This window comes from Alkalihalobacillus sp. R86527, from assembly GCF_042466185.1.
Classification (GTDB): domain Bacteria; phylum Bacillota; class Bacilli; order Bacillales; family Guptibacillaceae; genus Guptibacillus.
The window spans coordinates 2,391,481-2,414,380 of sequence record NZ_JAXHBW010000001.1 but is presented as its reverse complement, the minus strand read 5'-3'; the positions used below and the strand labels follow the sequence as shown (position 1 = coordinate 2,414,380).

Below are 22,900 nucleotides of genomic sequence, written 5' to 3'. Positions count from 1 at the left end.
AGGAAGAACATGGAACACGGCGCATCAGTATCATCCTTAGTAATAGTAGTAGTTATCGCATTTCTAATTCCATTTATTCTACACCGCTTTAGATTGAACATTCTTCCTGTGGTAGTAGCTGAAATCATTGCCGGTATTATTATCGGACAGAGTGGCTTCAATTTAGTAGAAGCTGACACTTGGCTAGACACACTTTCAACATTAGGTTTTATATTCTTAATGTTTCTAAGTGGACTTGAGATTGATTTCTCTGTCTTTGCAAGTAAAAAGAAAAAAGTGACGCTTCCAAGCGGAAAAATCGAACCGAACCGTGTTCTTGTTTCATTTATAGTCTTTGTCTTTGTATTTATTGTGTCTTATGGATTATCACTATTATTTGTTTTACTTGGGTATACGGATAATGCCTTTTTCATGACATTAATTATCTCAACAATCTCCCTTGGAGTTGTTGTTCCAACTTTAAAAGATGCAAATGTACTCAAAACAAGCATTGGTCAGACGATTTTATTGATAGCAGTAATAGCCGACCTTGCTACTATGATTTTGTTAGCAATCTTCGTTTCTCTGAATTCTGGTGGAGAAGGGAACATGTGGCTACTGTTAATTTTGTTTGGAGCAGGGATTCTCCTTTATTTCATGGGAGCCTATTTCAGACACCTTTCCTTTATTGAAACGATGTCAAAAGGTACGATCCAAATTGGAACGAGAGCAGTGTTTACGTTAATTATCGTACTGGTAGGATTATCAGAGACCGTAGGTGCAGAGAATATTCTTGGAGCATTCTTGGCAGGAGCTCTTGTCTCGCTCCTTTCACCAAATACGGAGCTCGTACAGAAGCTCGATTCGTTCGGTTATGGCTTCTTGATTCCGATTTTCTTTGTGATGGTAGGGGTAGAGCTAGATGTTTGGTCCCTATTTCAGGATCCAAAGGTACTTGTGCTGATTCCATTACTTGTCATCGCATTGTTTATCTCAAAGCTCGTACCTGTCATCGTCTTAAAACGCTGGTATGACATCAAAACCGTGCTCGGTTCAGGCATTCTCTTGACTTCAACGCTATCTCTTGTGATTGCAGCTGCAGAAATCGGTGAGCGTATCGATATCATCGATGAACAATTATCATCTGCTTTAATTCTTGTTGCAGTGATAAGCTGTATCGTTGCACCAATTGTATTTAGAAAAGTCATGCCTAAACCAGAAGAGCGGGTAGATGCCAAAAAACTCGCGATTATTGGCGCAAACCAAATTACACTACCGATTTCTCTGGAGCTTAATCCTGCTAATTATGAAACATCGATTTATCATACGAAACAAGAAAAAGTTGATTCAGAAAAGCAAAGTAGTCACTTTAGCGTGATTGAGCTTGCGGATTATAGCATCGATACTCTTAGAAACAGTGAAGTATTTGAGGCAGATATCTTATTGATCTCAACCGGTGATGATGAAACAAACTCAGATATAGCCGTTTTCGCTAGAGAGTATGGGACGGAACGAGTGATCGCAAGAATTGAACTAACTGAAATTGCTGATCAGTTACGTGATTTGAATATCGACGTATTCTCCGTATTCTTTTCTACTAAAGCGTTACTCAAAGCATTGATCGAATCACCTGGAGTCGTCAATATCTTTACGAGAGAAGAAAATGCGCTTTACCAAATCAACATGAACAACGTGGAGTACAACGGTGTTGCTCTTCGTAATTTCCCTTATCTCGGTGACACGATCATCGTTCGTATATTCCGTGGGAAGGACTCGATCGTTCCTCACGGTGACACCGAGCTTCGGATTGGCGATCGACTAATCGTTACAGGAAGTAGTGAGAGTGTAGAAGAAGTAAGAACATTGTTAAGCTATTAGAAAAAGCTTCCGGCTAGGTGCCGGGAGCTTTTTTTAGAATGAAATAGACCTTCGAGGTGATACTACGAGCAGGAGGTTATGAATATGAATTATTCTTCGGGACCGATAGTTGTTTGTCCATCTTGTCAAAAGAGAAGCGAATTGGAAAACACCGTCACCGCTCAATCAAATCAAAACATTATATTTGCTTGCCCTTATTGCGGGTATGAGAAAAGAAATATTGAAACGAGCAAAGGCTAGTGAATTCAAGATGGTACAGGTTCCATAAAGCATGTTATAATTAGCACGTGGTGCTAATAACTAATAATAAATAATCGAGGAGGAGCATGGATATGAACCTGTCTCTTGAAAATCGTACATACGTTGTAATGGGTGTTGCGAACAAACGCAGCATCGCTTGGGGGATTGCTCAAGCACTAAGTAATGCAGGAGCGAGACTAGTTTTTACATACGCCGGAGATCGCCTGGAGAAAAATGTTCGCGATCTTGCAGCAACGCTTGATCGTGATGATTCTGTTATTTTACCTTGTGATATTACGGATGATAACGAAATCGAATCGACTTTTGCAAAGATAAAGGAAGAAGTCGGTGTGATTCACGGTCTAGCTCACTGCATCGCATTCGCGAAAACGGATGAACTTAAGGGAGAGTATCTCGAAACGACGAGAGAAGGATTTATGTTGGCACATAACATCAGTTCTTACTCGTTAACAGCTGTTGCAAAAGCTGCTCGTCCACTGATGACGGAAGGTGGAAGCATCCTCACGATGACTTATCTTGGTGGAGAGCGCGTCGTGAATAACTACAATGTCATGGGTGTTGCAAAAGCATCACTTGACGCAAGTATGAAATACCTTGCGAACGACCTTGGAAAAGATGGCATTCGCGTAAATGCGATTTCCGCTGGACCAATTCGTACGCTTGCAGCAAAAGGCATTGGTGACTTTAACTCTGTTCTTAAAGAGATTGAAGAAAAAGCACCACTTCGTCGTACTGTGACGAAAGAAGATGTAGGAAATACTGCATTGTTCTTGATGAGTGATCTTTCTGGTGGAATTACTGGTGAGATGATTCATGTAGACAGCGGCTTCAACATTATTGCAACATAAGTGAAACGCCCCGGACTTCATTCCGGGGCGTTTTTTTATAGTAGCTCTGAAAGCTGTTCTGTTTTCCTTTTTTCATATTCAAAAGCAGCCATTAATTCTTCTGGCATAATGTCGTTCTTTCTTCCAAACCGTTCGCTAACCGTTTCATAAAGTTCGTAAGGGAAAAGCATATCGATATACATGACGTTCTTTTGTTCTGCTGTTAGCGGTGCAACTTCTTCATAAGCGGCTAACATCAGTTCAAACAGCTGATGATCCCAGACTCCTGTATCTCCCATCAGTGGAATGATCACTTTACGCAAGTCTCTAATCGGCAAGTCGAAAGTCGTCGTATCTAAGTCAATGATCCAGATCTGATCTTCTGAAAGAAGCGTGTTTCCAGTTCCATAGTCCTGGTGACATAGATTCGGTTTCTTCTTACAAGCTGCTACCCAATCTGGATAATGAGAAGCTCGAAGCTTTTCTAGGATTTCTCTACCCTTTGCAATAAACTGATCAATTTCTGCTAAATAAAGTTGGCAAAAAGGGTCATCTGGAAAACGCTTTGCGATCAGCTTCCATGTTTCCATCTGCTGACATCGCTTAATGTAGTGTTTCGGCCACTTTCCTAGTTTCGAGAAGATTGGTGTCGCTGGAGGAGGGACGTAACCCACTGACTCAGTATGATAATATCCGAGACCTCTCATCATCCACTGCAAATCTTCTGGAACGGTTAAGTTGAACGGTCTTCCTTCGATCCATTCATACACAACAAATAAGAACGGCCCATGCTTCGTATAAAGGCTGCCATCTTTATTTGGGATAATAGCTGGCACACGCATGCCCTTTTTTGCTAAATAGTCCTGTGCATGAATCGAGAATAATGCTTTCTTTTCAGGACGGTGGATTCGTTTCAAACACTTCGGTCCCTCGTCTGTCATAAATTTCCACACAAGAGCCATCTGACCGCCTTGTATCACTTCGACACTCTGTACATTAAATTCCCAATTTGGGAGTAGAAGTTCTGCGAGCTTTGTTAACTTTTCCTGCATTTCAGGTGTGAGCGCAGTTCCTTCTTCCTCCTTTTCTTCATCCACAACATTAGCTAATTCGATTCTTTGAAAAGAATCATGAGCATTTGTATCAATGCTGATAGTTGGTTTATCAACGTTTTCCGTTTCCTTCCCCGAACGAAATACAACCTGATTCGGTCCTCGAAATTCTTCTTGTGAAGGTCCCACTTTATTGTGCCAAGTTTCCATAAGTTCACCTACCTATCATATCTGTTCCTAATACGGTATGGAGATAGGGATAGCCACGTCACCATTTTCATCTATTCTATTGAAAAAATAGGTGGATAAAGGAGGTGGCAAAGCCCTTTTTATGTTTTACGATTTGGATTTCGCACAACCTTTCTGTTCCTTCGTATCATGCTTATAAACAGCATTTTAAATCGTGTCTTTTTCCGCTTATCGTTCAATAGCTAGACGTCATGCGGCGTTCGAATACGGTATTTTTTAAAAGATATAAAGGAGGGTGAACATGAAAATAGCCTTAGTTGCAACAGAAAAGTTGCCAGTTCCAGCTATTAGAGGTGGAGCGATCCAGATCTATTTAGAAGCTGTTTCAAAGCTTCTAGCAAACCATCATGATGTAACAGTGATTTCGATCGATGACGTTAATTTGGAATCAAGGGAAAGAAGTAACGGTGTCCATTACATTCGAATCAGTCAGGAGGATTATTTAGAGGGGCTTATTCAAGAGCTTAGTGAGCAAAAATTTGATGTGATCCATGTTTGTAATCGCCCGACATGGATTGAACGATTAAAGAAAGCATCACCTACTAGCAAATTTATCCTAAGTGTCCATAATGAGATGTTTGCACAAGGGAAAATGGAAGACGAAGAAGGAGAAACGTGTATCTCACTTGTTTCTAAAATCGTAACCGTAAGTGACTATATCGGGCGAACGATCACAGATCGCTTTCCTTCAGCACGTGGGAAAGTGCAAACAGTTTATTCAGGTGTGGACTTAAATGCTTATCACCCGAGATGGACCTCAAAGGGGAGGGAGTTAAGAAATTCAATCAAGTCTCAGCTCAATATTGAAAACAAAAAAGTCATTCTCTTTGTTGGGAGATTGAGCAAAGTTAAAGGTCCTCATATCTTACTCCATGCCTTACCAAAGATTATTGAACAACACCCAGATGCGCATATGGTGTTTATCGGTTCAAAGTGGTTCGGTGAGAACGATGTGAATAACTATGTGAAGCACCTCTATACCCTTGGAGCCATGTACCCAGACAACATTACGTTCATTAAATTCGTAGAGCCAAAAGATATACCTAAGCTCTATTCAATGGCGGATGTATTTGTTTGTTGTTCTCAATGGCAAGAGCCACTTGCTCGTGTTCATTATGAAGCGATGGCTGCAGGGTTACCTGTATTAACGAGTGACCGTGGAGGAAATCCTGAGGTGATCGTTGAGGGGAAAAATGGAAATGTGATTCATCAATTTGATGAACCGAATGCATATGCAACGATGATCCATACATTTCTTTCAAGCGAAGGAACGCGCGATCGTTATGGTAAATTTGGTCGCAGTTTTGTGGAAGAAAAGTTCGGGTGGAATCGAGTCGCATCTAACTTAAAATCCGTTTATGAACATGCTGCTAGACGGTAGAGGAAGAGAGGGAAATGATTGTGGAAGAAGAATGGAATCTTGATCAGGAGCTAGAAGACATGGAAGTTGATGAAGAAGCAGAAGATGTAACTGAGGACACTGATGATGCTGAGGAGATCGATGACTTAAACGAAGACATGGAAGACTTAGCTGACGATGGTGATTTTTCTCTTGCGCATGAAACGGCTAACTTAGAAGAACTGAAGCAAATCCTTCGTTACTATCCAGTTGAACCAATTAGCGTTCATTTGATATTCAGTAGACAAGGGCGAACGAAGTGGCGCGTGCAAACGAAGCAAGGGACGATGATGCTGCGTCAGGAGTTTATTCGACCTGACAGAATGTTGTATATTGCTGGTGCACATTGGCATCTCCAAGAAAAAGGAATGCCGATTGCAAAGTTAATACGAACTCGAAATAATGGATTGATCCTTGCTGGTGAAGATCACGCTTACGTATTGTATGAGGATATAGAAGGCGAAACGATGCTTTACTATGATAAGGAACAAACGAAGAAGACGATGGCGTTTATTGGTCAATTTCACAATGCGTCAAAAGGGTATGTCCAGCCTGAAGGAAGTAAAAAGCGAAGCAGGATAGACAAGTGGCATAAGTTATACAGATGGAAAATTCAAGAATTAGAAGGGTATAAGAAACTTGCTCAAGACTATACGACGGATCAATTCTCGATCTTATTTCTTCAGCAGGTGGATCTGATGCTAGAACGTGCGAAAGAAGCCTTAGCTGAACTTGACAATCCGGAGTTTTCTAAATGGACGAACGAAGTGTTCGAGTCGAAGATGTTCTGTCAGCAGGACTTCACTATGGCGCGTTTGATCGAGAAAGATGGTGCAGCGTATATGAGAGACCTTCATTCAGTTAATGCTGATTTGCCGTCTCGAGATATTCGTATATTGATGAATAAGGTAATGAAGAAGCTTGCTGTCTGGGACCATGAGCTTGCTGAAGAAATGCTCGTTCACTATGATCAAATCCATCCATTAACAGAAGGGCAGTATCGGATTTTGTGGACAGATTTGAAGTTTCCTCACCTTTTCTGTGCAATCGCTCATAAATATTATCTTAGCCAGAAGCGTTCATGGTCGGATGAAAAATACTTGATGCATATTCGAAATATTATAGCCGTTGAGAATTCGAAAGAAGAGTTTCTTATGAATTTTGATGGGATTTTCAAAGCGATCAAAGGAGGTGTCATAAACGATGAAACAAGTTTCAGAGCAGAAAGCGATTCCTAAATTAGAACTGGAAGAATTCCGATTTTCTCCTCCTGGTTCTATGGGGTGGAGCTATGCAGAATACGAGAAAATTATCGATAGTGGGCAACAAGCGTTAGAAGTGGATACAAACTCTTCACTCACTTCACCTCCGATCCCAAGCACAACCCTTAAAGAATTGCCCCATGGAGATGGAACGATCATCGACATTCCTAACGTAACAGTAGGAGTGGAAGAGCCAAACCCTGTTCCTGGTGAGCATTTAGAAGGCGCAAGTGAATTGGTTGAAGTTGAAGAATTTGTAAATAAACCGAGCGTGGATGCGAAGGAAACGAGCGTTGAGGGCGTTGAGTTAGAGATGGGTGGTAGAAACGAGGAATATTCACTTATCGTGAAGGAAATAGGGCGTCCTCGAAACTTAGGGAAAAGCAGGTTCCGCTGTGCAGTATTAAATCAGGATAACTTCTTCAATGAAAATTGTGGGTGTGAGCAACCTATTTTGATGGAAGTTGCTGAAGAAGGTGAAATGGAAGAAACTGAAGAAGAAGTGATCGTCATATGTGAAGACGAAGATGCGCCAGAGCTGGATATTGAAGATAATGATGAAGAAGTTGACTGTGAAGATGATGACGACGAGGACGAAGACGAAGATGAGCTAGATTGGGATGGAAAGGTTCGAATCATCGATATTCCTATGAAACGATCATCTCTATGGGTCCCGGCTTAAAAATAGGTTTAACTTTCTAGATGAAATAGATTCATTTGTCCTATACAAGATCTTCTGAATCTCATAATCTATAAAGAATTCTTTAACGAGAATACAAGTAAAAAAACAAAGGGGAATAATGATGGCGCATCATGAGAAGCACGATGAAATATTGAAAAAGCTGCAAGAAATGCTAGAAGGAGGAGAAGTGGAAGAGGTTGAACTATCGTTTGAGATGGTGAATGGGGAAGAATTCTCATTTGAATTTGACCTCGATGATGACGAAGAGGAAGAAGAAGCTGAAGAAGAAGCAATAGCTGAAACTCAGATTCTTGCAGATGATGAAGAAGATGAATTGAGTGAAGAGGACGAAGAGGAAGACGAATAAAAAAAGAGATAGAACCGGTTATTGACCGGTTCTATCTTTTTTTATTTCTGTAACTTCTATCGAAGATCCATAGTGGTTCTACTTTCTCAGGTTCCTTCTTATTCGCTCCTGTAGGATCAATCGGCACAACCTCAGCATCCTCAGGTGAATACATTGGAGAAACATGCTCTTCGTCTAGTATTAGCTGAGGCTCATCTTTGCGAAAGGCTTTTTGATAAACGTTTTCTAACCGATCTGCTACATGATGAAACGAATGGTTTGCTTCGACCACTTTACGTCCGTTTAAACTCATCTCAGTGGCTCTCTCAGGGTGGTTTAGCAAGTCGCAAATAGCTCTAGCGAAGGAAGAAGGACGTCGATAAGCTCCAACAACAAGACCGTTATGCAAGTGTGTCACAACTTCAGCATTTCCCCCGCGTTTCGTGGTTATAAGTGGAACGCCAGCAGCCATAGCTTCATAATGAACGCGTGCAAGAGGTTCCTGCCATTGGGAACTACAAACAAAAACGTCGCCGAGCAAAAAGGCTTTGGGAATCTCTTCATGAGGAATATACTTCGTGAACTTAACGTGATCTCCTAAAGGCTCAGCTAACTTGTAAAGATAGGATACGTATTCATTCATACGATTATCACTGAACCACTTCCCACCGCATATCACTAGAACCGCATCAGGATGTTCTTTAAGAATGGCAGGCATCGCTTTGATCAGGAGATGCGGCCCTTTTGTTTTACTGAGTCTGCCTATGAAAAGGATGACTTTTCGATTCGATAGACGATATTTATGCTTCAATCTTTGTTTGATCTTTTTTCCTTCTTCCGTCCATGATGGATGATATTGAGTAAGATCGACACCGGAATAGACGATTTGAATTTTGTCATCAGCTTCAGGAAAGCGGTTCAAGATGGTCCCTTTTATATAGTTACTTACTGTCATAATCTGTGAAGCGCTTTGAATGGCTTTTAACCCTTCTTCATCACTAAGCTTTCGCTCAGTAAACATGTCATTATGAAGACTTAAAACAATCTCACTTTCTGGCATCACATTTTTATAGAGGATTACTGCTTTAGGTCTATTAAAAACATGGATGAGGTCAAAGGGATCCATATCCGTTAATTCTTCTGCGACGTTTTGACTGTAGTTTTCGCGAGGAACTCGAATATAGGTGACGGATTCTACTTCTTCATAGTCAGGGAGTTCTGGATCCTGAACAGAGAAAACGGTCATCGAATGGTTTTCTTTTATAAAGGGCATGACACCATCGATCATCATCTGAATCGCGCCACCTTTTACAGCGGGAGATGGAAGCTTCTCTGTGCAAACGTAGGCGATATTCAATATGTTCATTCCTTTCTATCATATAGATCAGTCAAGTCAATGATTTCGTTCATTAAGCCTTCCCTCAATCCAACGCTTGGACGATAGTTTAAAAGTTTTTGTGCTTTCGAAATATCTGCCCAGGTATGCATAGGTTCGCCGGTTGCTTTTGTAACAAAATCAATCTTAGCCTTTCGACCGAGTAGCTCTTCAATAATCGAGATGACTTCTAGTACGGTTGCTCGCTCTTTTCCACCAATATTTATCGTCTCTCCAATAACGCATTCAGCATCTTTGACGGCCGCCGTCGCTTGCACACAGTCATCGATATATGTGAAGTCTCTTGATTGCAAACCGTCTCCATAGACTGTAATAGGATTATCTTCTAGCATCTGCTTGATAAATCGATGAAACGCCATATCTGGACGTTGCCTTGGTCCGTACACCGTGAAGTATCGTAGAACTACGGTCGGTACTTGAAAGTAAAGATGATAGATGTGACAAAGCTGCTCACCGGTGAGTTTTGTAACGCCATATGGAGAAAGAGGAACTGTTGATAGGTTTTCAGAGACTATTCCAGCTTTCTCACCATAGACGGACGATGTGGAGATATAGATGAATTTGTCTATATTGTAATGACGAGATGCTTCTAGAAGTCTTTGTGTGACTAACCCATTGTTAAGGATGTACGTTTCAAAATCACTACCAAAACTCGACCTTACTCCAGGAATTCCTGCAAGGTGATAGATTACACCTACGTTCTTCATGAACGCTGAAAGGTCTTCTTTCAAAAGGTCGATGTCATATAGTTTGAAATTTGGGTGTTTGAGCAGGTTTTTCACGTTTCTCATTTTTGTTTGATTGCCTTCTATGTTGAGATCGATTCCGAGCACGTTGGTTTCTGATGTTTTCAGGAGCTGTTCGCACAAATGAGAACCGACGAATCCAGCAGCACCAGTAACGAGAATCGTCATGATCGCCCAACCCCAAGATAAGTTAAGTCAGCATTCTTGATGTCTTCAGGGTTAAGAAAGTTTCGACCGTCCACTACAATTCTTCCTTTCATTTCATTCCGAACTCTCTCCCAATCAGGTGACTTGAACATAGGCCAGTCGGTGGCAACAATCAATGCATCAGAACCAGATAACGCATCATACATGTTAGTTGTTTCGTGTATGAATAAGTTCTCGGCGTTTGCTTTTGGATCAAATGCGAAGACAGAACAACCACTCTGTATTAGTCTCTGACAAAGCTTTATCGATGGTGAATCCCTTATATCATCTGTGTTCGGTTTAAAGGAAAGCCCCCAAACAGATATCCTTTTGCCTTGAAGACCTTTTAGCTTCTTCTCTAATTTCTTGAGATAATAATCGACCTGCTGGTTGTTCACTTGTTTAACGGCAGTTAAGAGATGAGTGGAAAGGCGTTTCTTCCGTGCTGCATGACCGAGTGCATCAAGATCTTTCGGAAAGCACGAGCCCCCATATCCTAGACCTGATTGCAAAAAGTGTGGGCCGATTCTCGGATCAACTCCGAGAGATGTAGCAACGTCCGTGACGTCGACCTGGTATTGATCACAAACTCTAGCAAATTCGTTTATAAACGAAATCTTAGTAGCGAGAAACGCATTAGATGCATATTTCATCAATTCTGCTCCTGTCAGAGTCGTTTCAATCACTGGAGCTGACAGCTCGTTATAGAGTTCCTTCACTATATTTATTGCTTTTGAAGACTTTGCACCGACGACGATCTTATCTGGATGAAAAGAATCGTAAACAGCTGAACCCTCACGTAAAAATTCGGGGTTTGATGCAATATCGAACAGCTTGTCATCGATTCCTTTATCAACTAAAAAGGTATGTGCCCACTCATTCGTACCAGGAGGAACAGTGCTTTTTGTGATAATGGTTTTATGTGAGGTGATCTTTTGAGAAATATGTTGAAAGACCTTCTTATACGCTGTTAAATCTGTATCCCCGTTCGGTTTCGGTGGCGTCCCTACCGCAACGAGAATGATAGGAGAATGAAGCATACATGCTTCACGATCATCAGAGAAAATCAAGCGTCCGTTTTGGGTGTTCTTTTGTAACAGCTCCTCGAGCCCAGGTTCGTGAATAGGGCAAATTCCTTGATTTAGTTTCTCGATTTTATTTATATCTTTATCGATGCAATGGACGTTATGTCCAAGATCAGCAAGCAATGCTGCTGTCGTTAGACCAACATAGCCAGCACCAACGATACATATATCCATGCGAGTGTTCCCTCCAATAGCAATCACATTACTTTATATCGTATTAGGCTTGAAGGGGTTGGTGTGATGAAAATGCGTGAGTTGGTCATAAATAGGCATTCATCCTATCTGCTCTTCGCCTGTTTTTCCGTAGACAAGTTACTGTGATTTTTATATTGAATAAGGTATTAAATAGATCATTAGGGGAAGGGGAGCACGTATGATAAAGAAAGCAGTGATTCCTGCAGCCGGGTATGGTACAAGGAGCCTACCCATCACAAAAGTGATACCAAAAGAGATGTTCCCAATCTGTGGAAAGCCTGCCATTCATTATGTTGTAGAAGAGGCTGTTGCTTCAGGTATAGAGGAAATTCTGATCGTCATCTCACGAACAAAAAACCTTATCATGGATTACTTCGATCATTCGTTAGAGCTTGAAGCATTCCTCGAACGAGTGAACAAAACACACTTGTTAAAGAAAACAAAGGTTCCTAACGTCCATATCCAATATGTACGACAATCTCATGCGAAGGGGTTAGGTGATGCAATTTCACTCGCAAAACCGTTCACAGGAGACGAAGCGTTTGCAGTACTTCTTCCAGATGACATTTTCTTAGGGACGCCAGCACTATCTGAGTTGATGGAGGTACATGAGAAACATCATTCGAATGTGATTGCCGTGAAAGAAGTAGCGGCTGAACATCTCAAAGATTACGGAGTTATTAAAGGAAGGCTTACAGTAGACGGTGTGTATGATATTTCAGATATCGTTGAAAAGCCTGTCTCAAATCCTCCTTCTAATCTGGCTGTGACAGGGCGATACATTTTTACGAGCAGCATTTATCGGAAGTTAAATGACCTACATCCTGGAACAGGAGGGGAGATTCAATTAACCGACGCGATCCGTGATGTTTTGGGGAGTGAGAAGTGTCTCGCGAGAATTTCGTCTGGAGAGCGATTTGATATTGGGAAAGAAGAGGAGTATATCAAGTTGATTCAATCGATTAATCAAGCATAAACAAAACGAATGAAAAGCTTCTAGCACTTTGAGGCTTTTTTACTTTTCAAAAAAAAGGCTGCTTTTCAGCAACCTTCATCGATGAAGAAAATCTATTGTACTTGTGGAACGCGAGAGATTCCTGCAAGTGTATTGCAGTCGATGATAACCATTCTAGTTCCTGTAGCTCCATCTGCTGGTTCGTAACTGAATCGTGCACAGCAGCTGTTTTGTTCAAAGCCCAAAAAGGTAAATGGCGTTGGATCAAATGCTCCATCCATAAATAAATACCCAGCTTGGCCTTTTGGTAATAGGTTCACTACTGTTCTTGTGTCAGCCAGCACGTCACAGTTATTGCTGTTTGCAAGGCGGTTCAACACGCTACATACACAGCCTTTACAAGTTGATGCTGGTCTTACTCTACCACAACATGAATCGTCAAAAAGACTTCTCATATTTATTCCTCCTTCTACAAAGATCAACCTGACTTTTTTTCAGGCTTACCATAATGTATTAGAAGCCGGTACAAAGTGTATGAGCAATATAACCATTTTTTAACAAAATAGTTATCTAACTGTTCAAATTCATAGCTTTTAGAAATTATTTTCAGAAAAAAGGATATTTGTCCAAACAACCATTTTTTGGATACATACTTATATTAAAGTAGGTTGAACAAACCTAGAATATATAGTGAGAGGAGATATGGTATGCGAACATTGATTTCGAAACTATACCAGATTAAAAATTCAAATGCGATCATTGCGATGGTTTATGTGGAAGGTTCTCAAAATGGGGATGGAACACCAGATCTTGCAGGTGTGACAATTAAAGAAATAGGTGCAGACTATGTAATATTCACTCCAGTTGGAACTTCAGGACAGGCTGATGAATTGCTTGTTTGTACAGCTCAGATAGTATCCATCGAAATGTAATAGTGTTCTCAGGAAGGTTTCACATATGTGAAACCTTTTTTATATTCTGCTAGAAAGGAAGGTGCGGACTATGCAAAAAAAGAGAACGATATTATTTATAACAAAGGACCTGTCTAAGCATGTAGAAAGAAGCAGCTTTTACTTGGTAAGAGAGTTGCAAAAAAGAGCGAACGTCATCACTTGGCACGAGCATGGGAACTTATCGGACATCATACGACAAATCTCAAGCTTACCTGATTTTATATTATTGAACGATTTACATCCTACTTACTGTCCATATATAAGAGGGGTTGAGTCAACAACGATTCCTGTGGGTATCTTCATGCATGATCTTCATTATCATAAACTGAGGCGAAAACGATTTGTTGAAAAGGGCAATGTCTCGGTGGTTTTTGGCTACTATCGTGAAGCGTTCATGGAGTCGTATCCGGAATTTCATAATCGTTTCGTATGGCTTCCTCATCATGTAGAAACAACGATCTTTAAAGATTACCAGATAGGAAAGAGTATCGATTATTTGATGATGGGGGCTTTGTTTCCAAACTTTTATCCACTACGAGCGAGTATGTATAACCAATTGAAGTCTGCTTCGAATTTTAAATACCATCAACATCCTGGCTATAAACAAATTGCGAAAGGTCATTTAGCAGGTGAAGCTTATGCGAAGGAATTAAACCGCGCGAAGATATTCCTTACTTGTGACTCGATCTATCACTATCCTGTTCTAAAATATTTTGAAGCCCCAGCTTGTAATACTCTCCTATTGGCATCATCTTCAAAAGAATTAACGGACCTTGGGTTTATTGATGGGAAAACGTTTGTTTCAGTCAACGAACATAATGTAGTTCAAAAAGCAGCATATTATCTCCAGCACGAGGAAGAACGGATAAGGATTGCGAGAGCAGGCCATGAGATGGTTCAAGCGAACCATTCAACATCCAAAAGGGCAGAAGAGCTGATGCAACACATCGAGAAAGTAATTGCAGATAGCAAAAAGACGCGAGGGTGATAGTGCTTCCCTTACGTCTTTTTTGTGTATTAAACCTTGCCGATCGAATAGCCAGTAAACGTAATTGGTCCGACGACAGATGCGCTATCTAGAAAAATAGATTCATCTAGTTCTGCAGTAATGTAGTACGAATATGCACCTGCGGGAGGATTATCATCAATCACTTGAAATGAAACTGTTTGGAGGTCAAAAAGGTCCAGGTCTAATGAATGTCTAGTTGAAAATATTACGCCTGTATCTCTGAAAACTTTAAATAAAACGGTTGGATTTAGTGCGGTTGCTCTTACACCCACAGTTGCATGAAGCTGAACAAAATCTGCTTGCGCAGGAACATAAAGTCCGAACTGAGCAAGTTTGATAGACGAAGGAGATGTTGGAATGTTTCGATTTAATGTTTCACTCCCTGAGGTTGGGACACTCGCTTTAAAATCATAAATTGTTTGTTTAATCATGGTATCACCTACTTTCCTTACTTACTCATAGTGTATTCAACGAAAAGATATTTGAATGGACAAGTCTCTAATTATTAATAAGAAATAAATAGGAAAGCTGAATGCTGTTTTTTTACAAATATAGTGTGCTAACCATATCAAACTGTTAATAACTTACATAACCTATCAGTAAGCTGTCCTAGAATTCTAGCAGGAGGGGGAATGAACGATGAAAATTATTACAGTTTTAGGTACAAGGCCTGAAATCATACGGTTGAGTTTGATTATAAACAAGCTCGATCAACTGGCAGATAAGCACATACTTATCCATACAGGGCAAAATTTCACTAACACCCTCAGCAGCATCTTCTTTAAGGAGCTCGGTATACGAGATCCTGATTATATGTTATTCAATCAGCAACAATCGCTAGGAGAACAGCTCGCGACGATGTATCGAGAGCTTGAAATCATATTCAAAAAAGAAATGCCTGATAAGGTTTTGGTGTTAGGAGATACAAATAGTGCGTTAAGCGCTATTTTAGCAGAGCGCATGGGGATTCCAGTTGTGCATATGGAAGCTGGAAATCGCTGCTTTGATTGGTCTGTACCTGAAGAGAAAAACCGTCGTGTGATCGATGCGATCTCTAGCTTTAATCTTCCGTACACGCCTCAGAGCAAAGAAAACCTTCTTCGTGAAGGTATAGCGACAAACCGAGTGTATGTTTCTGGAAATCCAATAAATGAAGTTTTGAGACATAATCGCCAAAAAATCACTGAAAGTACGATTCTCAAGGATCTTCAGCTGAAGGAAAAGGATTATTTTCTCATAACTGCTCATCGAGCGGAAAACGTGGATAATGATGAAAATCTAAAGGAAATCTTGCAAGGAATCAACCATGTTGCAAAAACACATGGCAAACGAATGATCTGCAGTGTTCACCCACGCACAAAGTCGCGTTTAGCCCATCTGAAAGGGATCGAGCTACATCCACTCATCGAATTTCATGAGCCGTTCGGGTTCTTTGATTTCGTAAAGCTTGAACAAAACGCAATATGTGTGTTGACGGATAGTGGTACGGTCCAGGAAGAATGTTGTTTGTTTCATGTTCCTACCGTTACGATTCGTAAAACGACGGAACGACCAGAAACGATTGCGTGTGGAAGTAACATTGTGTCGGGCTTAGATGCAACAAATATTTTGCGCGCGGTAAACGTGATGGTGAGTCAACCTTCTGAATGGGATCTTCCTGAAGGGTATGGAGACGTTGCAGTTTCAGATAAAGTGGTGAAATTTTTAATGGGAGGGCTACATGTTGTTCCACAATAAAACGATATTGGTAACTGGGGGAACTGGATCATGGGGAAATGAACTTGTTAAACAGCTGCTTGAAAAACAGCCGAGTGAAATAAGGGTTTTCTCGAGAAATGAGTCCAGTCAAGTCGCGATGAAACGAGCATTTCATCAAGAAAAAAAGTTGAAGTTTATTATTGGCGATATTAAAGAGAAAGACGGATTGATCGAGGCCACGAAAGGTGTAGACTTTGTTTTTCATCTTGCTGCACTTAAGCACGTGCCTGTTTGTGAAGATCAGCCTTTAGAAGCGATGAAGACGAATGTCATCGGTACTCAAAATGTGATCGATGCTGCAATCCTCAATAACGTTGAGAAAGTAATCTATATTTCAACGGATAAAGCAGCAAATCCTTCGAATTTCTACGGATTCACGAAAGCAATGGGTGAAAGGTTGATCATTCACGCAAACGTGCTGAAGTCTAATACGACATTTGTGTGCGTGAGAGGTGGGAACGTTCTAGGTACGAATGGGAGCGTTATCCATGTGTTTAAGAATCAGATTGAAGAACGTGGGAAAATCGGAATTACTGATATACGGATGACTCGATTTTTCTTAACTCTTGAAGATGCGATCAAGCTGCTTTTCAAAGCGACATATGAAAGCAGGGGCGGAGAAATTTTCGTTATGAAGATGCCTACTTGTAAAATCGTTGATCTTGCCGACGTATTGATTGAAGCATCAGGTAAATCGAACGTAGGTGTTGAAGTGTTAGGTATTCGACCCGGAGAAAAGTTGCACGAGCTCTTATTCTCAGAATATGAGAGTCAAAGTACCGTTTACTATGACAAAGAGTATTTTGTCATTCTTCCATCCATTACGGTAGACGGGCTTCAGGAATATTACGCTAATTTCGAACAAGTTGAGTTAGAAAACTATAATTCTAGTGAAAACTTAATGTCGAAAGATGAATTGAAGAAACTGCTCCAAAAAGGTGGATTCATTTCATGAAATTACTTGTCTTAGGTGGAAAAGGAATGGCCGGACATATGATCGTAGATTATTTCCGGCAAAAAGATGGATGGGATGTTTCCTATACTTGCCGGGACAGCAATAGTGATGGAGGAATTTATTTAGATGTGTTGATACCGAGTCAGGTAGAAGAGTTAATCGATCACCATAAACCTGACATTGTGATCAATGCGATTGGTATTTTGAATCAACATGCTGAGATAAACAAAACAGAAGCGTTTCAAGTGAATAGTTTGTTACCTCATCAGCTTGCTAAGTTAACGAAGAGGTATGGAGGAAAGCTTGTTCATATTAGTACAGACTGTGTCTTTTCTGGAGAAAAAGGTGACTATACAGAGGTTGATTCGAAAGATGGAACGTCTGTGTATGCAAAGACAAAAGCAATGGGAGAAGTGAATGATGACAGTTCATTAACGATTCGTACTTCTATCGTTGGACCAGAGCTGAAGAAGGATGGCATCGGTCTATTGCTATGGTTTATGAAACAAAAAGGAGAAATAAAAGGGTTTAAGAATATGATGTGGAACGGCGTTACAACACTGGAACTTGCGAAGGCGGTCGACCGTTTGCTTGAGAATGACGTGACGGGCCTTTACCACCTGTGTGTCGATGAAAAGATATCTAAATATGAACTGCTTCAGTTGTTTAAGGAAACGTTTCATAAGAAGGATGTTGAGATTATTCCAGATGAAGCTGTGGTGTTAGATCGGACAATCGTAAATACGCGGAAAGATTTCAAATATACACCGCCTCATTATAAAACGATGATGAAAGAACTTAAGGATTGGATGGAAAGATGAGTGATGACGTTTCCATTCTCATTACTGGAGCTGCTGGCTTTACTGGACAGCAAGCATGTAGACACTTTCAGCAAAAGGGTTGGAACGTTACAGCGGTTGTTCGAGAAACCAGTTTTGTTTGCGAAGGAATTCATGTCATCCAATGTGATTTAACGGATAAGAAAGCAGTCGATTGTTTAATAAGAGTTGAGGAACCAACCTATATTCTTCACCTTGCAGGATCGAACTCTGTTCAGTCATCTTGGGAAAATCCAGTAAAGACGATGGAAGCGAATCTATTGTCGACGATTTATCTGTTAGAGGCTGTACGAACATCATCACCTTCGACAAAAATAGTATTGGTTGGCTCAGCTCTTCAATATAACCCTGAGCTCAAGGAGAAGCCTCATCATCCTTATGCACTTAGTAAAACAGTGCAAATACAGGTCGCTATCCATTGGGGAGACTTATTTAACCTGGACATTGTACTTGCTAAACCAACGAATTTAATAGGTCCTGGACCATCGTCTGGTATATGTGCATTGATCACGAATCATATCGTACAGATGGAACGAGAGAAGAAAATAGATGGATTTCACATCATGAACCTCGCTGCAAAAAGAGATTTTTTGGATGTTAGGGATGCAGTAGGAGCGTATGAGAAATTATTTTTGTTTGGTGAAAGAAGCCGCACATACGATATAGCTACAGGAAAGCTTGTGACGATTCGAGAGGTAGTTGGTGAACTTCAGTCATTGACAAATGTACCCAATTTCGTAATCGATAAGAAAGTTAGCGAAGTAGAGGTAGTGAAACCTACGGATGTTTCACACATGAGAAATCTTGGCTGGATGCCGAGTTACTCCCTTCACCAAAGCCTAACAGATACCTTAGCGTATTTTCGGAGTCAAAATTGCTAAAGTGCCATTGGTACTACTAATACAAGAAAGAGAGGAACGACATTGTCTAAATCAATAGAGTTAGATCCCTTCGTTATGATTTCAATTCCAAAGAGTGGCACACATTTGTTAAAGCAGATTTTGCTTGGAATTCCTGGGATGAAACATTATCCTGATAAAGGGATGTTTGGCCACTTTAACAATCAACCCAAGCTTCAGCTCTCAAGAACTGAAAGTCTAGAAAAGAACGAATTTGTGAATGGACATGTGTTCTGTTCGGATGATTGGGATGCGTTTTTTACAAAGTTAAATATGAAAAAGATATTTGTGATGAGAGACCCACGTGACGTTGTTGTTTCTTATGCGTATTTTATTCCAACCTTACCAATTCATCCTTTGTATGAAACGTTCACACAAAAGGGATTCACGCATCGAGATCGAATCAAATTCTTGATAGAGGGTGGTCAGCCGATCACGCCGAAGAAGCCATATCAGCCGAATGTAGAGGAATGGTATAAAAGTTTCTCAGAATGGAAAAATCGTCCAGATGTATTCACCATTCGGTTCGAAGACCTCATTTCTTCAGAAAAAAGTAGAAACCTTGTTCTTCATCATTTAGTAAAGTTCCTTTGGGGAGAAAACGGAGTACCGAAATCTCGTGCGTGGATGGTTGGTAACATGATTAACAACATTGATCCTGCTACATCACCCACATTTAGAAAAGGAACGATAGGTGGCTGGCAAGAAGAGTTCGATCACGAATTAAAAAAGCTGTTCAAGAAAGAGAGCGGCAATCTCTTGGCATCACTGGGATATGAAATAAATTCAAATTGGTAATCGAAAACGGCCTTGTAGACAAGTGCCGTTTTTTTGTTTGTTTATGGAAAATCATGGGTTTGTGTCTAGTCGGACAAACAAACGAAACATAGAATAATGATAGTTAAGGTTGTAGGTACTTTATAAGATAATTTAACGTGAGAAGAGGCTTGGAGACAGTGAACGAAAGTCCAAAAGTAAGTATTATCATTCCATTTTATAACTGTGCTTACGTGAATCAGGCGATTGAAAGTGCGTTGAATCAGACTTACACAAATATAGAAGTCATTGTCGTAGATGACGGATCAACGATGCACAAACAACTCATTCTCCCATATTTATCACAGGTTAAATATGTGTACAAGAAGAACGGTGGAACCGCAACTGCGCTTAACCGTGGTATCGGTCTAGCGACAGGTGAGTTGATCGCATGGTTAAGTTCCGATGATCTTTTTTTACCTAAGAAAATAGCAAAACAAGTCTCGTATATGAAGCGTACGGGTGCAGATTTAGTATATTCCAACTTTAGTTTAATCGATGAAAATAACGTAGTGTTTAGAGAAAGTGTAGGAACAAGGCTTAAGACTACGATTGCTTTTCTCAATCATTTGCGAAATAGCTGTCCGATCAACGGAAGTACTGTAATGGTGAAGAAGGAGATATTCAAGAAAGCAGGATTATTTAATCCAAAGTTAAAATACACCCAGGACTATGATATGTGGATTCGCATCGCAAAACATGCTCGTATAAAAAGTATGGACGATGAAACCCTACTATACTATCGAAAGCATGGCAAAATGGGCTCTGAACTCTATAGTGGTGAACAGATGATTGAAATTGAGACCTTGAAGAACCGTTACAAAAGTGTGATCGATGAATTAATTGTAGAGGAACAAAAAAGAAGCATCATTGAATGATGTGAAAGAGCGAGGTGAGTTCATGGTTGAAAGTAAAAAGACTGACAAAGAGTTTGAGATTAGTATCATCATCCCCACTTACAATAAATTTCCTCAAAATTTATTCACACTTATTTCATTACAGAACCAAAGCTTTGATTTGTCAAAAGTAGAAGTCCTCTTAATCGATGATGGTTCGACGGACGAAACGCGGGAAATAATGAATCATCATTCTTTCTCATTTGATCTGAAGTATATCGATTGTGGAAGAAATATTGGGAGAGCAGCAGCGAGAAATAGAGGTGTGAAGGAAGCGAAAGGGAAAGTACTAATCTTTCTTGATGCAGAGATCATGGTTAGACCTAATTTCTTAATGATTCATTACAACTATCATAGGCAGAATAAAAACGTTGTTGTCACAGGTATCATGTTTATTAAACGACTTTACTCTGTCTTGTTTAAAGACTTCTCAGATTATCAGCTCGAGGAGTGCTATGAATTAACAAACGCGTGCCCAGATTTGAAAGCCAAAGTGAAGGATTTCCAACTAGCACAAGGCAGAAAACCATTGATCAATCGAGCGGACATTTATAATCAAACCTACGAAACTCTTACATTACCTACCCATTACGAAGTATTTTATCAACGCATTCTCCTAGATAACTATGGCTATAAGTTAAAAAATTACCGTATCCCTTGGCAGCTCTTTGGGACTGGACATGTCTCAGTTTCAAAAGAAACGATGCATCGAGTGGGATTGTTCTCGGAGTATCCAGGATATGGATGGGACGACTGTGAAATGGGCTACCGTTTGTATAAGAATGGGGCGCAATACCTTACTGACCCAAGGTTAATCAGCTATCACCAGGAACACCCTGTAGCAACTCACAATACAGACGAGTCGAAAAAAAATTATTATCGTTTCCAAGAAACATATCGATCAGTTGACTGCATGATTATTAGCCTTACCTTCTTACCTGTCCCATTCAATCTACATGAGGTCAATCTAATATTGATAAATTATCAAAAGCTATGCGAAACACATCCGAATGATTTCATGTTAACAAAAAAAGTTTTTCGTGAGATGTTACGCGATATCGGAAAGAAATGCTCAAATAAAGAAGCTTTGAAGAGCTTGATTCCAACATATTTGACTATGGAACAAATGAATAAACTGAAGAAAGAGCTTGAAATAATTCGACAGAAGAAAGAGTTTACGAAGTTTCTAGAATGTTTTGATCGATTAGAGAAGCTGTAAACAAAAATAAGTTGAAAGGAACAATGCTATGAAAATCACGTTTGCTGCAATAACTCTCTGTAAGGGCGGGGCACAAAGGATGTTAGTTGAACTAGCGAATGGTTTAGCACACAAAGGGCATCATGTGACTTTCGTTATGCCTCCTGGAGGGGTTATTGAATACCCGAATAAAGTACAGGTTATCCGTACTCCGAGAGCGGAGATCAAAGCAGAAGACTTCCCGGTGAGCGATATAATCGTATCGAACTTTTATACATTAACAAATGTATGTGAGCAGGCTAGTCTAGCGGGAAAAGGCGTTCATGTACGTATCAGTCTGTGTTATGAACCGGTTTTTCTAGATGATCATGAAGCATCCTTCAAGAGCTATCACGTTAGTAAAAATCTAATCGTACTCTCAAGCTGGCAGCAACAACTCATCAAACTGAATCACGGTATCGAAGGAAAAATCGTACCTGTTGGGGTCAGTGATGTGTTCAAAAATATGAATATCCGAAAAGACAATAAACAAATTGAGGTTAGCGGGATCGTTCGAATTACAGAAGGAGGATACTCGTGGCATCGAGAGCAGGAATATTTAATCAGCGTATTCACAAAGCTGAAGCAAACCTATCCCGCTATTAAGATTAATTTAATCACTCCACCTTCCGAACTGAAATCTTCAAGGTGGCTTAAACAAGTTCATGGAAACCGATTGTTCCAATCGTTAACACCGCTAAATGATCAGCAACTTAATATGTTTTTAAATCGGTCGGATATTTTTGTGAGCTCGTCTACGTACGATACAGCTTCATTGCCGGGGCTTGAAGCAATGAAGTGTGGGGCAGCTCTTGCAACAGTGTACTCTGGGGGCAATATGGATTATTGCCGAAATGGAGAGAACTGCTTATTATCCTACCGTCATGAAAATAAACTTTTTCGAGATGTATCGACTTTGATTCAGCAACCGAACCTTCGAAACAAGCTCAGGGTAGAAGGAGGAAAGGAAGCTGCAAAATGGACATGGAATCGAAGTGTGAATCAATTTGAACAAGCACTTACTTCCTTTAAAAAGTAAA

24 protein-coding genes are annotated in these 22,900 nt (G+C 40.3%); 18 read left to right on the top strand and 6 right to left on the bottom strand.

Translation table 11 applies throughout. The features are described 5' to 3' along the window. The first annotated feature begins 9 nt into the window (after positions 1-9). The 3 genes from SJY16_RS12345 to fabI all read left to right on the top strand — a co-directional run bounded on the left by SJY16_RS12345 (position 10) and on the right by fabI (position 2,966). Entirely contained in the window at positions 10-1,857 is a 1,848-nt protein-coding gene (locus SJY16_RS12345) for a monovalent cation:proton antiporter family protein (protein ID WP_377889563.1), read from the top strand. An 84-nt stretch (positions 1,858-1,941) separates the two neighbouring features. Further along, complete coding sequence (locus SJY16_RS12340) at positions 1,942-2,097, top strand: hypothetical protein (RefSeq protein ID WP_377889562.1); 156 nt, start codon at positions 1,942-1,944, stop codon at positions 2,095-2,097. A gap of 92 nt (positions 2,098-2,189) precedes the next feature. Next, positions 2,190-2,966, top strand: a complete 777-nt coding sequence (fabI, locus tag SJY16_RS12335; RefSeq protein ID WP_377889561.1) for an enoyl-ACP reductase FabI — start codon at positions 2,190-2,192, stop codon at positions 2,964-2,966. A 35-nt stretch (positions 2,967-3,001) separates the two neighbouring features. Here fabI and SJY16_RS12330 read toward each other — a convergent pair whose 3' ends face one another. Then, a complete protein-coding gene (locus SJY16_RS12330; protein ID WP_377892216.1) occupies positions 3,002-3,997 on the bottom strand; it encodes a spore coat kinase CotI in 996 nt (331 codons plus the stop codon). Positions 3,998-4,487: 490 nt separating this feature from the next. On the opposite strand from SJY16_RS12330, the gene SJY16_RS12325 reads away from it, so the two are divergent. The 4 genes from SJY16_RS12325 (at position 4,488) to SJY16_RS12310 (ending at position 7,956) form a co-directional block, all read left to right on the top strand. Further along, the gene (locus tag SJY16_RS12325; RefSeq protein ID WP_377889560.1) at positions 4,488-5,627 is read left to right on the top strand and encodes a glycosyltransferase family 4 protein; all 1,140 of its coding nucleotides are present in this window, start codon (positions 4,488-4,490) and stop codon (positions 5,625-5,627) included. A gap of 137 nt (positions 5,628-5,764) precedes the next feature. Continuing rightward, positions 5,765-6,883: a CotS family spore coat protein gene (locus tag SJY16_RS12320; RefSeq protein ID WP_377892214.1), complete on the top strand. Its 1,119-nt coding sequence runs from the start codon at positions 5,765-5,767 to the stop codon at positions 6,881-6,883. Then, the gene (locus tag SJY16_RS12315; RefSeq protein ID WP_377889558.1) at positions 6,849-7,589 is read left to right on the top strand and encodes a hypothetical protein; all 741 of its coding nucleotides are present in this window, start codon (positions 6,849-6,851) and stop codon (positions 7,587-7,589) included. Before SJY16_RS12320 ends, SJY16_RS12315 begins: the two co-directional genes overlap by 35 nt. A 118-nt stretch (positions 7,590-7,707) precedes the next feature. Continuing rightward, positions 7,708-7,956: a hypothetical protein gene (locus SJY16_RS12310; protein WP_377889556.1), complete on the top strand. Its 249-nt coding sequence runs from the start codon at positions 7,708-7,710 to the stop codon at positions 7,954-7,956. A gap of 31 nt (positions 7,957-7,987) precedes the next feature. Here SJY16_RS12310 and SJY16_RS12305 read toward each other — a convergent pair whose 3' ends face one another. The 3 genes from SJY16_RS12305 to SJY16_RS12295 are packed head-to-tail and all read right to left on the bottom strand — an operon-like array spanning position 7,988 to position 11,522. After that, a complete protein-coding gene (locus tag SJY16_RS12305) occupies positions 7,988-9,292 on the bottom strand; it encodes a glycosyltransferase family 4 protein (protein ID WP_377889554.1) in 1,305 nt (434 codons plus the stop codon). A 5-nt stretch (positions 9,293-9,297) separates the two neighbouring features. Then, positions 9,298-10,245: an NAD-dependent epimerase/dehydratase family protein gene (locus SJY16_RS12300; protein ID WP_377889552.1), complete on the bottom strand. Its 948-nt coding sequence runs from the start codon at positions 10,243-10,245 to the stop codon at positions 9,298-9,300. Beyond that, positions 10,242-11,522: a UDP-glucose dehydrogenase family protein gene (locus tag SJY16_RS12295; protein WP_377889550.1), complete on the bottom strand. Its 1,281-nt coding sequence runs from the start codon at positions 11,520-11,522 to the stop codon at positions 10,242-10,244. The genes SJY16_RS12300 and SJY16_RS12295 overlap by 4 nt, the downstream gene beginning before the upstream one ends. Positions 11,523-11,721: 199 nt before the next feature. Between SJY16_RS12295 and SJY16_RS12290 the strand changes: the two genes are divergently transcribed. Beyond that, positions 11,722-12,519, top strand: a complete 798-nt coding sequence (locus tag SJY16_RS12290; RefSeq protein ID WP_377889549.1) for a UTP--glucose-1-phosphate uridylyltransferase — start codon at positions 11,722-11,724, stop codon at positions 12,517-12,519. A gap of 92 nt (positions 12,520-12,611) precedes the next feature. Here SJY16_RS12290 and SJY16_RS12285 read toward each other — a convergent pair whose 3' ends face one another. Continuing rightward, a complete protein-coding gene (locus SJY16_RS12285; RefSeq protein ID WP_377889547.1) occupies positions 12,612-12,953 on the bottom strand; it encodes a hypothetical protein in 342 nt (113 codons plus the stop codon). A gap of 252 nt (positions 12,954-13,205) precedes the next feature. Between SJY16_RS12285 and SJY16_RS12280 the strand changes: the two genes are divergently transcribed. Together SJY16_RS12280 and SJY16_RS12275 are read left to right on the top strand one after the other, a co-directional pair. Continuing rightward, entirely contained in the window at positions 13,206-13,430 is a 225-nt protein-coding gene (locus tag SJY16_RS12280; RefSeq protein ID WP_377889545.1) for a hypothetical protein, read from the top strand. A 70-nt stretch (positions 13,431-13,500) separates the two neighbouring features. Next, positions 13,501-14,439, top strand: coding sequence for a glycosyltransferase family protein (locus SJY16_RS12275; RefSeq protein ID WP_377889543.1), 939 nt, complete (start codon positions 13,501-13,503; stop codon positions 14,437-14,439). A 29-nt stretch (positions 14,440-14,468) separates the two neighbouring features. Here SJY16_RS12275 and SJY16_RS12270 read toward each other — a convergent pair whose 3' ends face one another. Continuing rightward, positions 14,469-14,891: a hypothetical protein gene (locus SJY16_RS12270; RefSeq protein WP_377889541.1), complete on the bottom strand. Its 423-nt coding sequence runs from the start codon at positions 14,889-14,891 to the stop codon at positions 14,469-14,471. 208 nt (positions 14,892-15,099) lie between these two features. Here SJY16_RS12270 and wecB point away from each other — a divergent pair, with 208 nt between their 5' ends. The 8 genes from wecB to SJY16_RS12230 all read left to right on the top strand — a co-directional run bounded on the left by wecB (position 15,100) and on the right by SJY16_RS12230 (position 22,899). Beyond that, the gene (wecB, locus tag SJY16_RS12265) at positions 15,100-16,197 is read left to right on the top strand and encodes a non-hydrolyzing UDP-N-acetylglucosamine 2-epimerase (protein ID WP_377889539.1); all 1,098 of its coding nucleotides are present in this window, start codon (positions 15,100-15,102) and stop codon (positions 16,195-16,197) included. After that, entirely contained in the window at positions 16,184-17,173 is a 990-nt protein-coding gene (locus SJY16_RS12260; protein ID WP_377892212.1) for a polysaccharide biosynthesis protein, read from the top strand. Before wecB ends, SJY16_RS12260 begins: the two co-directional genes overlap by 14 nt. Next, the gene (locus tag SJY16_RS12255) at positions 17,170-17,994 is read left to right on the top strand and encodes a dTDP-4-dehydrorhamnose reductase family protein (protein ID WP_377889537.1); all 825 of its coding nucleotides are present in this window, start codon (positions 17,170-17,172) and stop codon (positions 17,992-17,994) included. The genes SJY16_RS12260 and SJY16_RS12255 overlap by 4 nt, the downstream gene beginning before the upstream one ends. Then, positions 17,991-18,893: an NAD-dependent epimerase/dehydratase family protein gene (locus SJY16_RS12250; RefSeq protein ID WP_377889535.1), complete on the top strand. Its 903-nt coding sequence runs from the start codon at positions 17,991-17,993 to the stop codon at positions 18,891-18,893. Before SJY16_RS12255 ends, SJY16_RS12250 begins: the two co-directional genes overlap by 4 nt. Positions 18,894-18,935: 42 nt before the next feature. Next, the gene (locus SJY16_RS12245) at positions 18,936-19,709 is read left to right on the top strand and encodes a sulfotransferase domain-containing protein (RefSeq protein WP_377889533.1); all 774 of its coding nucleotides are present in this window, start codon (positions 18,936-18,938) and stop codon (positions 19,707-19,709) included. A 158-nt stretch (positions 19,710-19,867) separates the two neighbouring features. Then, positions 19,868-20,605: a glycosyltransferase gene (locus SJY16_RS12240; RefSeq protein WP_377889531.1), complete on the top strand. Its 738-nt coding sequence runs from the start codon at positions 19,868-19,870 to the stop codon at positions 20,603-20,605. Between the two features lie 22 nt (positions 20,606-20,627). Continuing rightward, positions 20,628-21,842, top strand: a complete 1,215-nt coding sequence (locus SJY16_RS12235; protein ID WP_377889529.1) for a glycosyltransferase family 2 protein — start codon at positions 20,628-20,630, stop codon at positions 21,840-21,842. Between the two features lie 79 nt (positions 21,843-21,921). After that, a complete protein-coding gene (locus SJY16_RS12230; RefSeq protein WP_377889527.1) occupies positions 21,922-22,899 on the top strand; it encodes a glycosyltransferase family 4 protein in 978 nt (325 codons plus the stop codon). The last annotated feature ends 1 nt before the right edge of the window (position 22,900 follow it).

What these genes read in the sequence shown, in the direction of transcription:
- SJY16_RS12345 (WP_377889563.1), top strand. Translation starts at nt 10, where the DNA reads ATGGAACACGGCGCATCAGTATCATCCTTAGTAATAGTAGTAGTTATC.
- SJY16_RS12340 (WP_377889562.1), top strand. Translation starts at nt 1,942, where the DNA reads ATGAATTATTCTTCGGGACCGATAGTTGTTTGTCCATCTTGTCAAAAG.
- fabI (WP_377889561.1), top strand. Translation starts at nt 2,190, where the DNA reads ATGAACCTGTCTCTTGAAAATCGTACATACGTTGTAATGGGTGTTGCG.
- SJY16_RS12330 (WP_377892216.1), bottom strand. Translation starts at nt 3,997, where the DNA reads ATGCAGGAAAAGTTAACAAAGCTCGCAGAACTTCTACTCCCAAATTGG.
- SJY16_RS12325 (WP_377889560.1), top strand. Translation starts at nt 4,488, where the DNA reads ATGAAAATAGCCTTAGTTGCAACAGAAAAGTTGCCAGTTCCAGCTATT.
- SJY16_RS12320 (WP_377892214.1), top strand. Translation starts at nt 5,765, where the DNA reads ATGGAAGACTTAGCTGACGATGGTGATTTTTCTCTTGCGCATGAAACG.
- SJY16_RS12315 (WP_377889558.1), top strand. Translation starts at nt 6,849, where the DNA reads ATGAAACAAGTTTCAGAGCAGAAAGCGATTCCTAAATTAGAACTGGAA.
- SJY16_RS12310 (WP_377889556.1), top strand. Translation starts at nt 7,708, where the DNA reads ATGATGGCGCATCATGAGAAGCACGATGAAATATTGAAAAAGCTGCAA.
- SJY16_RS12300 (WP_377889552.1), bottom strand. Translation starts at nt 10,245, where the DNA reads ATGACGATTCTCGTTACTGGTGCTGCTGGATTCGTCGGTTCTCATTTG.
- SJY16_RS12295 (WP_377889550.1), bottom strand. Translation starts at nt 11,522, where the DNA reads ATGGATATATGTATCGTTGGTGCTGGCTATGTTGGTCTAACGACAGCA.
- SJY16_RS12290 (WP_377889549.1), top strand. Translation starts at nt 11,722, where the DNA reads ATGATAAAGAAAGCAGTGATTCCTGCAGCCGGGTATGGTACAAGGAGC.
- SJY16_RS12285 (WP_377889547.1), bottom strand. Translation starts at nt 12,953, where the DNA reads ATGAGAAGTCTTTTTGACGATTCATGTTGTGGTAGAGTAAGACCAGCA.
- SJY16_RS12280 (WP_377889545.1), top strand. Translation starts at nt 13,206, where the DNA reads ATGCGAACATTGATTTCGAAACTATACCAGATTAAAAATTCAAATGCG.
- SJY16_RS12275 (WP_377889543.1), top strand. Translation starts at nt 13,501, where the DNA reads ATGCAAAAAAAGAGAACGATATTATTTATAACAAAGGACCTGTCTAAG.
- SJY16_RS12270 (WP_377889541.1), bottom strand. Translation starts at nt 14,891, where the DNA reads ATGATTAAACAAACAATTTATGATTTTAAAGCGAGTGTCCCAACCTCA.
- wecB (WP_377889539.1), top strand. Translation starts at nt 15,100, where the DNA reads ATGAAAATTATTACAGTTTTAGGTACAAGGCCTGAAATCATACGGTTG.
- SJY16_RS12255 (WP_377889537.1), top strand. Translation starts at nt 17,170, where the DNA reads ATGAAATTACTTGTCTTAGGTGGAAAAGGAATGGCCGGACATATGATC.
- SJY16_RS12250 (WP_377889535.1), top strand. Translation starts at nt 17,991, where the DNA reads ATGAGTGATGACGTTTCCATTCTCATTACTGGAGCTGCTGGCTTTACT.
- SJY16_RS12235 (WP_377889529.1), top strand. Translation starts at nt 20,628, where the DNA reads ATGGTTGAAAGTAAAAAGACTGACAAAGAGTTTGAGATTAGTATCATC.
- SJY16_RS12230 (WP_377889527.1), top strand. Translation starts at nt 21,922, where the DNA reads ATGTTAGTTGAACTAGCGAATGGTTTAGCACACAAAGGGCATCATGTG.